10 protein-coding genes and 2 tRNA genes are annotated in these 11,772 nt (G+C 74.5%); 4 read left to right on the forward strand and 8 right to left on the reverse strand.

Annotation, left to right across the window (positions count from 1 at the left end):
• Nucleotides 1-200 precede the first annotated feature (200 nt).
• Entirely contained in the window at nucleotides 201-812 is a 612-nt protein-coding gene (locus ACIQVD_RS28070; RefSeq protein WP_100838141.1) for a hypothetical protein, read from the reverse strand.
• Between the two features lie 505 nt (nucleotides 813-1,317).
• Between ACIQVD_RS28070 and ACIQVD_RS28075 the strand changes: the two genes are divergently transcribed.
• Nucleotides 1,318-2,448 carry an LLM class flavin-dependent oxidoreductase gene (locus ACIQVD_RS28075; protein ID WP_402292066.1) on the forward strand — a complete coding sequence of 377 codons (1,131 nt, stop codon included), beginning with the start codon at nucleotides 1,318-1,320 and terminating at the stop codon, nucleotides 2,446-2,448.
• A 79-nt stretch (nucleotides 2,449-2,527) separates the two neighbouring features.
• Here the strand turns inward: ACIQVD_RS28075 and ACIQVD_RS28080 are convergent, their stop codons facing one another.
• Entirely contained in the window at nucleotides 2,528-4,387 is a 1,860-nt protein-coding gene (locus ACIQVD_RS28080; protein WP_402292067.1) for a putative bifunctional diguanylate cyclase/phosphodiesterase, read from the reverse strand.
• A gap of 364 nt (nucleotides 4,388-4,751) precedes the next feature.
• Nucleotides 4,752-5,177, reverse strand: a complete 426-nt coding sequence (locus ACIQVD_RS28085) for an OsmC family protein (protein ID WP_400680094.1) — start codon at nucleotides 5,175-5,177, stop codon at nucleotides 4,752-4,754.
• A gap of 322 nt (nucleotides 5,178-5,499) precedes the next feature.
• On the opposite strand from ACIQVD_RS28085, the gene ACIQVD_RS28090 reads away from it, so the two are divergent.
• The 3 genes from ACIQVD_RS28090 to ACIQVD_RS28100 all read left to right on the forward strand — a co-directional run bounded on the left by ACIQVD_RS28090 (nucleotide 5,500) and on the right by ACIQVD_RS28100 (nucleotide 7,012).
• Nucleotides 5,500-5,826, forward strand: a complete 327-nt coding sequence (locus ACIQVD_RS28090; protein WP_400680092.1) for a chorismate mutase — start codon at nucleotides 5,500-5,502, stop codon at nucleotides 5,824-5,826.
• Nucleotides 5,827-5,930: 104 nt separating this feature from the next.
• Nucleotides 5,931-6,617: a signal peptidase I gene (gene lepB, locus ACIQVD_RS28095; protein WP_400680089.1), complete on the forward strand. Its 687-nt coding sequence runs from the start codon at nucleotides 5,931-5,933 to the stop codon at nucleotides 6,615-6,617.
• Nucleotides 6,618-6,712: 95 nt separating this feature from the next.
• Entirely contained in the window at nucleotides 6,713-7,012 is a 300-nt protein-coding gene (locus ACIQVD_RS28100) for a YciI family protein (RefSeq protein ID WP_100838147.1), read from the forward strand.
• 50 nt (nucleotides 7,013-7,062) lie between these two features.
• Here the strand turns inward: ACIQVD_RS28100 and ACIQVD_RS28105 are convergent, their stop codons facing one another.
• The 5 genes from ACIQVD_RS28105 to ACIQVD_RS28125 form a co-directional block, all read right to left on the reverse strand.
• The gene (locus tag ACIQVD_RS28105; protein ID WP_402292102.1) at nucleotides 7,063-7,971 is read right to left on the reverse strand and encodes an EamA family transporter; all 909 of its coding nucleotides are present in this window, start codon (nucleotides 7,969-7,971) and stop codon (nucleotides 7,063-7,065) included.
• A gap of 127 nt (nucleotides 7,972-8,098) precedes the next feature.
• Nucleotides 8,099-10,381 carry a transglycosylase domain-containing protein gene (locus ACIQVD_RS28110; protein ID WP_400680085.1) on the reverse strand — a complete coding sequence of 761 codons (2,283 nt, stop codon included), beginning with the start codon at nucleotides 10,379-10,381 and terminating at the stop codon, nucleotides 8,099-8,101.
• A 255-nt stretch (nucleotides 10,382-10,636) separates the two neighbouring features.
• Nucleotides 10,637-10,710, reverse strand: a tRNA-Lys gene (locus ACIQVD_RS28115).
• A gap of 151 nt (nucleotides 10,711-10,861) precedes the next feature.
• Nucleotides 10,862-10,935 (reverse strand) — tRNA-Lys (locus tag ACIQVD_RS28120).
• Between the two features lie 73 nt (nucleotides 10,936-11,008).
• Entirely contained in the window at nucleotides 11,009-11,767 is a 759-nt protein-coding gene (locus ACIQVD_RS28125) for a hypothetical protein (protein ID WP_400680082.1), read from the reverse strand.
• Nucleotides 11,768-11,772: the final 5 nt, after the last annotated feature.

The following is an 11,772-nucleotide window of genomic DNA, read 5'->3' on the forward strand; positions in this document are numbered from 1 at the left end:
GTCAACTTCTGGCAAAATCGGACAATTTGACGGTATTGCCACCCAAGGATGGCATGCCCGGGACGGACGGTCCAATGCCGCCCACCCTCACCAGGTCATCACGCGAAGTGGTTCCGCCCGGCTCCCGGACCGGCCGCCTTGTTGCCGTCCTGAGACACGGAACGCGAGGTCGCGGGCCCGCCGGGCCCCGCGGCAGCGGCCTACTCGCTCTCGACCAGGGCGGCCAGCCGGCGCCGCCGCCGGACGAGTTGCACCACCGCCGAGCTGATCGCGGTGGCCGCCGCGCAGGAGATCACGAAGCTCAGCCAGGCGGTGTCGAACCAGTGCAGGTTCAACCAGCCGAGGCTGACGATGTACGCCGCCCACACCACCGCGGCCACCGCCGACCAGCGCAGGAAGGTCCAGGGCCGGTTCGCGGAGTGGCCCACCGCGAGGTCCAGCACGGTCCGCCCGGCCGGGACGAAGCGCGCGACGATCACGATGGCGGCCGCGGCCCGGCTGGTGGTGCGGCCGGTCAGCGCCAGCTGCACCCGCTCCACGCTCGCGGCCAGCCGGGGCCGGCGGGCCAGCCGGCGGTGCACCGCGGGCGCGCCGCGCCGGGCCAGGTTGAGCAGCAGCAGGTCGCCGAGGAAGGAGGCGAGCGCCACGCCCGCGCCCAGCAGCAGCGGCGAACCGTCCACGTGCGCGGTCTTCAGCACCGCGAGGATCACCAGCGTCCCGCTGGGCAGGAACGGCAGGAAGGCGTCACCGAGGACGGCGGCCAGCGCCAGTGCGCAGTACCAGGCGGGGCCGATGACGGCGTTCGGGTCCACGGTGTCTCTCCCTCCAGCACGCCCGGGGGGAGCAGCTGCAACGGGGGACAACGCTAGCGCGGGCAAATTTCATGGCATGAAGCACCCCCGTGTGGCATACCGCACACGGGCCCGGGAACGGCGAGAGCCCCCGGGCGGGGTGCCGCTCCGGGGGCTCGTGGGATCGAACGACGCTGGTCGAGCCCGTCGATCTGTCGCTGGCGCGCGGAACCGGTACGTGATCCGCGCCGATCTCCAGACTGCCCCATCCGCGGCCCCGACCGGGCCGCCGGACCTGGCGACTTCTCGCTGTGGCGTGAAGTCGCCACGCAGCGTGGCCTCCTGTCGGGGCGTCAGACGGGGTGTCAGGCGGGGCGGCGGGCGGAGCGGTGGGAGGGGGCCGGGAGCGGCGGTGGGAGCGGCGGCCGGAAGGCCGGCGCCGGGGCGGGAACAGCCCGGACGCCGGGCGGGTTGTGCTCCGACGAACGCCCGGGCACCCGGCCGGGGCACCAGGAGGACGCACCGCATGAGCACCGCACCGGAGCCGACCGCCCCCGGGGCCGCCACCGCCCCCGACCAGGCCGCCGCCGCAGGCCCCGCCACCGCCGCCGACCGGATCCGCGGCCGGGCCGCGGGCCGCGCGCCCGCCCCGCTCTCCATCCTGGACCTGGCCACCGTCGGCTCCGGCCACACCGCGGGCGAGGCGCTCGCCGCGACCACCGAGCTGGCCCGGGCCGCCGAGGGCTGGGGCTACCACCGGTTCTGGGTGGCCGAGCACCACGGCATGCCCGGCGTGGCCTCCTCGGTGCCCGCCGTGCTGCTCGCCCACCTCGGCGCGCACACCGGCACGCTGCGCCTGGGCTCCGGCGGCGTGATGCTCCCCAACCACGCCCCGCTGGCGATCGCCGAGCAGTTCGGCCTGCTGGAGGCCCTGCACCCGGGCCGGATCGACCTGGGCCTGGGCCGTGCCCCCGGCACCGACCAGGGCACCGCCCGGGCACTGCGCCGGGGCCTGGCCGACGGCGCGGAGGACTTCCCGCGCCAGCTCGCCGAGCTGACCCACTTCCTGGACGGCGACTTCCCGGCCGGCCACCCGTACGCCCGGCTGGAGGCGGTGCCGCGCTCGGCGTCCCGGCCGCCGATCTGGCTGCTCGGCTCCTCCGGGTTCAGCGCCCAGCTCTCCGCCCGGCTCGGCTACCCGTTCGCGTTCGCGCACCACTTCAGCGCGGCCAACACCGTCCCCGCGCTCGACCTGTACCGGGAGGGCTTCACCCCGTCCGAGGTGCTGGAGGAGCCGTACGCGCTGATCGGGGTGAGCGCGGTGGCCGCGGAGAGCCGGGAGCGGGCGCTGTGGCTGGCCCGCTCGGCCGGGCTGGGCATGCTGCGGCTGCGGCAGGGGCGGCCGGGGCCGATCCCGACGCCGGAGGAGGCCGCCGCGCACCCCTACACCCTCGCCGAGGAGGACTTCCTGGAGTCCTGGCTGGCGAACGTGGTGCTCGGCACCCCGGCGGAGGTCGCCGAGGGACTGGAGGCGCTGCGACGGCGCACCGGGGCCGACGAGCTGATGGTCACCTCGCACATCCACGGCCACGAGAACCGGCTGGCCTCCTACGGCCTGATCGCCGAGGCGTACGGGCTCACCGCCGCCGCGGGCTGAGCCCGTCCGGCGCCGCGTCCGCACGTCCCGCCGCCCCGGTCCCCTCCGCGGTCCCCTCCGCGCCGGGAGGCCGCGGTCGCTACCGCGGCCGATCCCGGAGTATCGCGGCGACCACCTCGGGGCCGCCGGGGCGGGCGTAGTACCAGCCCTGGGCGGTGTCGCAGCCGGTCTCGCGCAGCCGCTCGGCCTGGGCGGCGTGCTCGATGCCCTCGGCGGTGACGGTCAGGCCCAGGGCGTGCGCGAGCTGCACCATCGCGCCGACGATCTGCTCGTCGGCGGCCCGGCGGCGGCCGTCCGCGCCGGGCGCGGACTCGCGGAACGCCTCGATGAAGGTGGCGTCCAGCTTGAGGGCGTGCACCGGCAGCCGGGACAGGTAGGCGAGGTTGGAGTAGCCGGTCCCGAAGTCGTCGATGGCGATCCGCACGCCCATGTCGGCCAGCGCCTGCAACGCCTGCAACGGCCGGCCGCCCGGGCCCAGCAGCGCGCTCTCGGTGATCTCCAGCTGGAGCAGGCGGGCGGGCAGCCCGGTGCGCTCCAGCACGTCGGCGACGTCCGCGACCACGTCGGAGTCCCAGATCTGGCGGGGCGCCAGGTTGACGCTGACCAGCACCGGCTGCCCGGGGAACTCCTCCAGCCAGCGGCGGGCCTGCCGGCAGGACTCCTCCAGCACCCACTTGCCCAGCGCCACGATCGCCCCGGACTCCTCGGCGAGCGGGATGAACCGGTCCGGCGACAGCAGCCCGTACCGCGGGTGGTTCCAGCGCACCAGCGCCTCGGCGCCGTGCACTGCGCCGTCGGCCAGGCCCACCAGCGGCTGGTAGACGACGGTGAACTCGCCGCGCTCCACGGCCGGGCGCAGCTCGGTCGCCAGCAGGTGCCGGGTGAGCTGGTCGGCGCCCCGGTCGCGGTCGTACAGCGTCCAGCGGGCGCGGCCGTCGGACTTCGACCAGTACAGGGTGGAGTCGGCGTCCCGGACCAGGTCGGCGGGCGTGGAGCCGCGCACCGGGCGCTCCACCACGCCGATCGACGCGGTGACGGTCAGCCGGTGCCCGGCCACCTCGAAGGGCCGCTCCAGGGTCTCCATCAGGTCGGCGGCCAGCCGGGTCAGCTGCTGGTGGCCGGCGCTGCCGGTGACCAGCACGGCGAACTCGTCGCCGCCCAGCCGGGCCACCAACTGCCGTCCGTCCCGGGCGAAGCCGTGCTCCAGCCGGGCGGCGACGGCCACCAGCAGCTGGTCGCCGACGTGGTGGCCGAGCGTCTCGTTGATCGTCGCGAAGCCGTCCAGGTCGACGTAGCAGAGCCCGATCCGGGCCTCGCCGCCGGTGCCCGGACCGTCCCGGCCGTCCGGCTTGAACGCGCTCTCCAGCCGCTCGTAGAACAGCGTCCGGTTGGGCAGCCTGGTCAGCGGGTCGTGCAGCGCCTGGTAGGCGAGCCGGTCGCCGAGCTGGCGGCGCTCGGTGACGTCCTCGACCATCACCATCGTGTAGTACGGCTCGCCCGCGCCGTCCCGGATCAGCGAGACGGTGACCCGGCCCCAGACCTCCCGCCCGCCGCGGTGCTTGAGCCGCTTCTCGGCGCGCATCCGGTCGCGCTCGCCGCGCACCAGCTCGCGGTAGCGGCTGCGGGACGGCTCCTCCGGCTCGATGATCTGGTGGATGTGCATGCCGGGCAGCTCGGCCACCTCGCGGCCCAGCATCGCCGCGAACACCGGGTTGCCCTCGATCACCAGGTCCTCGGAGTCGATCAGCGCCATGCCGATCCCGGCGTCGGCGAACGCGGCCCGGAACCGCGACTCGCTGGCCCGCAGGGCGGCCGCCAGCCGCTCGGCCTCGGTGTCCGGCGGGGTGCCGCAGGCGGCGCAGGGCCCGGTTCCCGGGCGCGGCGTCTCGGGCCGCCCACCCCGATGGTGTGCGTCGGTCCCGACGTTCCGGCCCGGCACGGCACGCTCCCGTCCGCTGCTGCCACTGGTCGCGCCGGCTGCTCCTCGCGGACGGCCACCGGCCGGGCGGCCCGTGCCCGCTCGCGGACCCCGGCCGGTGACCGGGGAGCAGTCGGCGGCCTCGGGCCACGTCCGCCGATCATAGGCCGCAGGGGTAACTGTCCGCGACCGCCGCCAGGGTGATTGGTGACGGTTGTCCGCACATGCCCGTTACATTCTGTACGAGCCACCCGGGCTCCCGCCGGAGCGCGCCGGGTCCGGCACCGCTGCGGCGAGGACGGACTCCGGGGAGTGCGCCCGCGCTCACGCGCCGTGTGCGGGGCGCGAGCACGGGCGGGGGCGGGCCGGCGGGCCCGCCCCGGGGTCAGCCCAGGCTCGCGGAGAGCGTGATGGTGGTGCCGGACAGGGCCTGGCTCACCGGGCAGTTGGCCTTCGCGTCCTCGGCGGCCTTCACGAAGCCCGCCTCGTCCAGACCCGGGACGAGGCCCACCACGGTCAGGTGGATGCCGGTGATGCCGGTGCCCGGCTGGAAGGTCACCTCCGCCTTGGTCTCCAGCTTGGTGGGCGGGGTGCCGGCGCCGGTCAGGCCGTGCGAGAGCGCCATCGAGAAGCACGCCGAGTGCGCGGCCGCGATCAGCTCCTCCGGGCTGGTCTTGCCGTTCGGGGTCTCGGCCCGGGCCGGCCAGGACACCGGGAACTCGCCGACGCCGGAGGAGTCGAAGGTCACCAGGCCCTTGCCGTCGAGCAGGTTGCCCTCCCACTCGGTGTGCGCGGTGCGGGTCGTCGCCACGATCAGGTACCTCCCATGAGATCAGGACAGCGGTCGAACTGCTGTGCCCGCGACCGGACTTCCGGCCGGGGCCCGCCCAGCCTACGGCCCGCACCGCCCCTCGGCGGGCGAACGCCGCGCGGAGCCGGCCACCCGGTCCGGCACCGCCCCGCCGGGCGTCCCGCACGCCGTCCCGCACGCCGTCCCACATGCCGTCCCACATGCCGTCCCACATGCCGGAACGCGCGGGACATCCGGGCGGACCGGCCCGGCCCGCCCTGTTAGATTGGCCGTTCGCCGCGCCCGAGCGCCCACCCGTAATCCCGCATCGGAGCCACCCCACATGACGGACCAGCCCACCCCCTCCCCGGCGGGGATCGACGACGCCGTGCGGGCCGAGCTGACCCGCCTGCGCGAGTCCATCGACAACATCGACGCCGCCGTCGTCCACATGCTGGCCGAGCGCTTCAAGGCCACCCAGCAGGTCGGCCGCCTCAAGGCCGAGCACCAGCTGCCGCCCGCCGACCCGGCCCGCGAGCGCCGCCAGATCAAGCGGCTGCGCGAACTCGCCCTCAGCGCCAACCTCGACCCGGTGTTCGCCGAGAAGTTCCTCAACTTCATCATCGCCGAGGTGATCCGCCACCACGAGGCCATCGCCAACGAGTCCTGAGCGGCCGCTCCGCCGGGGCGGGGTGTCGGCGCGGGGTAAGGGCCGGATTTCGCCCTGCCCCCGGCTCGGGTTAGCGTGCTGTCCTTGCCAAGGAGGCGGTGTCGGTGTCGGTGGCGGTGACCGAGGGGCCCACCCAGGAGCGGAGTCCGCGCAGGCGGCGGCCCTGGTACGTGGAACTGCCCGTGATGATCGTGATCGGCCTGGTCGTCGCCGTGCTGATCAAGACCTGCCTGTTCCAGATGTTCTCCATCCCGTCCGGCTCGATGGAGAACACCCTCCAGGTCGGCGACCGGGTCGCCGTCAACAAGTTCGCCACCCTGACCGGGTGGAAGCCCGAGCCCGGCGAGCCCGTGGTGTTCAAGGACCCGGGCGGCTGGCTGCCGCCCGCCCCCGCGAGCGGCAACGCCTTCACCCGCGCCGTGCACTCCGGCCTCAGCACCGTCGGCCTGCTCCCGCCCGGTGACGACTACCTGGTCAAGCGGGTCATCGCCACCGGCGGCCAGACCGTCTCCTGTCAGGGCAGCACCCTCACCGTCGACGGGAGGACCGTCACCGAGCCCTACCTGCACCCCGGCGACGACTCCTGCTCCGGCCTCGACTTCGGCCCGGTGACCGTCCCCGCCGACCACGTCTGGGTCGAGGGCGACCACCGCAGCGACTCCGCCGACTCCCGCTACCACCGCGACGGACCGGACGGCGGCGCCGTCCCCGTCGCGGACCTGGTCGGCCCCACCAGCGCGGTGGTCTGGCCGCTCGGCCACTTCACCTGGTTCGGCTGGACCGGCCGCTGAGCCCGGCCGCCGAGGCCGAGGGCCGCCGGGCCCGACTGCGCGCCGACGCCCGCGCATCCGGCCCGGCCCGCCCGGGCCCGGCGTACGATGATCACGTGTTCATCCTCGAACTGACCTACACCGCCCCGCTGGAGCGCGTCGACGCCCTGCTGCCCGCCCACGTCGCCTGGTTGGAGCGGCACTACGCGGACGGCGCCTTCCTCGCCTCCGGCCGCAAGGTCCCGCGCGACGGCGGCGTCATCCTGGCCGTCGCCCCCGACCGCGCCGCCGTCGAGGCGATCGCCGCCACCGACCCGTTCGTCCCCGCGGGGGTCGCCGAGTACCGGATCACCGAGTTCCTCGCCACCACCACCGCCCCCGCCCTGGCCGCCCACCGCCAGACCCTGCCGGCCTGACGCCTTCCGGCCCCCGGCCCGGCGCGTGACGCGTGACGCCTGACGCCGCCTCAGCCCCGGCTCGCCGACTGCGCGGCGAACGCGCCCGCCAGGACGAGCGCGCCGCCCGCGAGCTGCGGGGCGCCGAGGTGCTCGCCGAGCAGCACCCAGGCCAGCACGGTGGCCACCACCGCCTCCAGGTTGGCCACCACGCCCGCGACCGGCGGGGAGAGGTGCTGCACGGAGACCACCCCGGTCAGGTACGCCAGGACGGTGGCCACCAGCACCATCCACAGGGCCGGGACGAGCGCGGGCAGCCGGTGCCCGTTCATGGCCACCGACTGGCCCAGCAGCGACCAGTCCGCCTCCCAGGGCCGGGTGAGGGCGGTCAGCAGCACGGCGCCGATCAGCAGCCCGTGCGCCGAGACCGCCAGCGGGTCGATGGGGCGCTCCCCGCGCCGCCCGGCGTCGGCGAGCACGAAGTAGCCGACCTGGCAGCAGGCCGCGCCGAGCGCGAACAGCACGCCCAGCGGGTCGAAGGACAGGCCGTTCCACACCTCCACCACGCAGGCCAGCCCCGCCACCGCGACGCCCGCCCCGGCCGTCGCCCGCCGCGAGACCGGCCGCCGCTGCACCAGTCGGACGTAGGCGATCAGCAGCGGCGGCCCCAGGTACTCGATCAGCAGCGCCACGCCCACCGGGATCCGCGAGATCGCCGCGAAGTAGCACGCCTGCACCCCCGCGACGGCCAGCAGCCCGAACCCGAGCAGCACCCCGGGCCGCCGCAGCACCGCCTCCCGGTGCCGCCAGGCCACCGGCAGCAGCACCAGAGCCGCCCCGGCCACCCGCAGCCAGACGGTGTGCGCGGGGGAGAGCCCGGCCTCGATCAGCGGCTTGGCCGCCGTCCCCGACCCGCCGAACGCGAACGCCGACACCAGCGCGAGCCCCAGCCCCAGCGAAGCCGCCCGCCGCGCCGGCACCGGGGCCGGCACCGGGGCCGCCGGGGTCGGGGCGGGGGCCGCCGGGGTGTCGACGGGAACGGCGGAGGGGTCCGAGCTGCTGCGCATCGCCGCATTCTGCCAGCCCGGACCCCTCCGCCGTAAGGCGTTACTCCGCCGGTTGGTCCTGATCGCCGAGCAGGCCCCCGGCCCCGCCGAGCCCCGGCGCGGTGCTCGCGGACGGGCTCCGGTCGGCCCCGCCGCTGGGCCGGGCGGACGGGGAGCGGGTCGGCCGCCCGCCCTCCCCGCCGGTGCCCGCGCCGGTGCTGGCGCTGCCGCTGGGGCGGGCGGACGGGGAACGGGTCGGCTGGTCGTCCCCGGCGGACGGCGAGGGCGTGCCGCCGGCGCCCTCCTCCGGCGCGGCCGGGCTCTGGCTGGGGGAGGCCGAGCCGGTCGGGCCGGCGGTGGGGGCGCTCGCGGCCGGGGAGCGGGTCGGCCCGGCGAAGTCGCCGACCGGCTGGCCGGCCAGCGCCGCCTTCATGTACGCCGTCCAGACCTGCGCCGGGTACTTGCCGCCCGCCGCGCTGCCGGTGCCGCCGACGCCGTCCAGGCTGACCTGCTTGCCGGTGCCCGGCTCCTGCCCGAACAGGCCGACCACGGTGACCAGCTCCGGGGTGTACCCGGCGAACCAGACCGACTTCGAGTCGTCGGTGGTGCCGGTCTTGCCGGCCGCCGGGCGGTTCAGCGCGGCGGCCCGGTAGCCGGTGCCGCCCTGGTCCTCGATGACGCCCCGGAGGATCGCGGTGGTGGCCCGGGCGGCGTCCTTGGAGATCGCCCGGGTGGCGTCGTGCGCGGGCAGCGCGACCTGCCCGCCGCCCAGCTCCAGGCCCTTCACCAGCCACGGGGTGATCTGCTGTCCGTCGTTGTCCAGGGCGGCGTACACCCCGGCCAGCTCCAGCACGCTCGGGGTGGCCGCGCCCAGCGGGATCGACGGGACGGCCTTGAGGCCCGGCGTGTCGGCGGGCAGGCCGAGCGCCACCGCGGTGGCGCGGACCTTCTCCAGCCCGGTGTCCTGCGCGAGCTGCGCGAACACCGAGTTCACCGACCAGTCGGTGGCCTGCTGGAGCGAGATCTGCCCGTACGAGTGCTCGCCCTCGTTCGGCGGCGCGTACGGGGTGCCCTTGGCGCCGCGCACCGCCCGCCGGTTGGTGCCGTCGTACACGGTGTCGGCGGTGATCCGCTCGCCGGACTGGGTGCGCGCCCCGGAGTCCAGGGCGGCGGCCAGCGCGATCGCCTTGAAAGTCGAGCCCGCCTGGTAGTCGGTGCGGGTGGCGTTGTCGATCCAGTGCTTGGTGGCGTCCGCGCCGCCGTACAGCGCCAGCACCTGGCCGGTCGCCGGGTCGACCGAGACCGCGCCCGCCTGGGCCGCCGCGTCCACCTTGCGGCTGTCCGGCTTGAGGTTGTCGGTCAGCTGGCTCTGCACCGAGTCCTGCAGCTGCTGCTGCTTCTTCGGGTCGACGGTCAGCGTGATGGTGTACCCGCCCTGGGCGAGCTGCGCGTCCGAGACGATGCCGCGGTCGGTGAGGTACGAGGTGGCGGCGGCCACCAGGTAGCCCGCCTGCCCGGACAGGCCCGGCGCCGACTTGGGGGCCAGCACCTCCGGGAACGCGGTGTGCTGCCGCTCCTCGGCGCCCAGCCACTTCTTCGCCACCATGCCGTCCAGCACGTAGTTCCAGCGCGCCATGGCCTTCTCCTTGCCGGCCTCGCTGGCCGAGGAGACGTCGAAGGCGCTCGGCGCGTTCAGCAGCGTCGCCAGGTAGGCGCCCTGCGCGGCGGTCAGCCGGCTCGCGTCCACCCCGAAGTACGCCTGCGCGGCGGCCTGGACGCCGTACGCGCCGCGCCCGTAGTACGAGGTGTTCAGGTAGGAGGAGAGGATCTCGTCCTTGCTCTGGGTGGCGTCCACCTTGATCGCGATGAACACCTCCTTCACCTTGCGGCTGACGGTCTGCTTCTGGTTCAGGTAGGCGTTCTTCACGTACTGCTGGGTGATCGTCGAGCCGCCCTGGGTGGCGCCGCCGGAGGCGGTGTTGAACGCGGCCCGGGCCATGCCCTTGAAGTTGACCGCGCCCTCCGAGTAGAAGTTGCGGTCCTCGGCGGCCAGCGCGGCGTGCTGCGCCTCGGGGGAGACCTTGTCCAGCGAGACGTTCTGCCGGTTGGTCTGGCCGGTGCGGGTCAGCACCGAGCCGTCCGCGTACAGCCAGGTGTTGGACTGGGCGGTGGCGGCCGCGTGCGCGTCCGGCACCTTCACCAGGGCGATGCCCAGGGCGAACAGCCCGACCCCCAGCAGCACGGACGCGGCCAGACCGAGCAGGGTGATCCGCCAGGTGGGTATCAGGCGGCGCCAGCCGGTGCGCTTCTTCCGCTCATTGCGCTCACGGGGCTTTCGAGGCAACGGAGACCTTCCCGCAGGCCCCGGACGGGCTGCTCGCTCGGGCGACGGCGTGAACCTCGCCAGCCTGACTGATCGACTTGTCAGATGTTAGGGACCTATGTCCCATTTCTCCTAAGACGATCTTTAAATACCCCTTAGCTTCCTCTTCTCCCCCTTCTCAACGAGCGCACCGGGCCGGGGACATGGGACGCGGCGGGGGCGGCCGGAAAAACGCCGAAGGCCCCTCGCTCTCGCGAGGGGCCTTCGGACCGTCTGTGCGCCGCCAGGGACTCGAACCCCGGACCCGCTGATTAAGAGTCAGCTGCTCTAACCAACTGAGCTAGCGGCGCGTGCTGACGTGGAGAACACTACACGCTCCCCGACCTGCGGCGAAAACCGGCTTCCCGGGCCGGGCCGGCAAGGCCGGTCGGACCGGCCGGACCCCGGAAGCGGGCCCCGGAACGCCGAGAGCCTCCCCGGAGGGAGGCTCTCGACCGTCTGTGCGCCGCCAGGGACTCGAACCCCGGACCCGCTGATTAAGAGTCAGCTGCTCTAACCAACTGAGCTAGCGGCGCCTGCTGACCCCGAGAACATTACACGCCCCGGGCCGCCCGCCGAAATCGTGACGGCGCGGTCACCCGGCGTGGCTCAGCGCGGCGGTGGCAGCCGGTTCAGGAACACCTGGAAGGCGGTCGGCTTCACCGCGTTCGCCCCGTCGAACGGGTAGTTCATCTCCTTGATCGCCACCAGCGACAGCGCGATCAGCCCGGCCAGGCTGAGCACCATCACCAGGTGCGCCCAGGTGTTGGAGAGGCCGAACAGGAAGGTGAAGGCGATGGTGACCACCGCGCCCGCGATCAGCGCCGCCCACAGCAGCGGCGGCACGCAGTCCGCGATCAGGTTCAGCCGGGCCCGGCGCTTGCTGGCCAGGCCGTCCACGTGCTGCACCAGGTTCTCGTAGATCACCGTCTGCTGGTCCCCGTTCGGCTCGAAGGACAGCGCGGTGTCGCGGATCCGGTACATCAGCGCGGTCGCCGCCGGGTCGCTGTGGTGCTCGTTCATCTCGCGCCACTCGGTGTCCACCACCGCGTGCGCGTAGCTGAGCGTCAGGCCCTCCAGCACCGCGCCCTCGGGCAGCGGCATCTGCCGGGACATCCAGTACACCCCGGCCAGCTCGTCCGCCTCGTCGAAGGTGGTCGCCTTCGCGGTCGAGGCGTTCTCCCACACCACGATCACCACGAACGCCACCAGCACCGCGTAGAACGCCCCGACTGCGGCGAAGATGAACCCCGCCACGTCGTTGCAGCTCTCCCGCGCCGGAACGGGCGCGTACCTCTGCACCAGCAGCATCCCCGCCGCCGTCCCCACCAGCGTGCCGACCATGATCACCACATCGACCCAGTTCACGACGC

Source organism: Kitasatospora sp. NPDC090308 (assembly GCF_044769485.1).
Classification (GTDB): domain Bacteria; phylum Actinomycetota; class Actinomycetes; order Streptomycetales; family Streptomycetaceae; genus Kitasatospora; species Kitasatospora fiedleri.

What these genes read in the sequence shown, in the direction of transcription:
- ACIQVD_RS28090 (WP_400680092.1), top strand. Translation starts at nt 5,500, where the DNA reads ATGACGGACCAGCCCACCCCCTCCCCGGCGGGGATCGACGACGCCGTG.
- ACIQVD_RS28075 (WP_402292066.1), top strand. Translation starts at nt 1,318, where the DNA reads ATGAGCACCGCACCGGAGCCGACCGCCCCCGGGGCCGCCACCGCCCCC.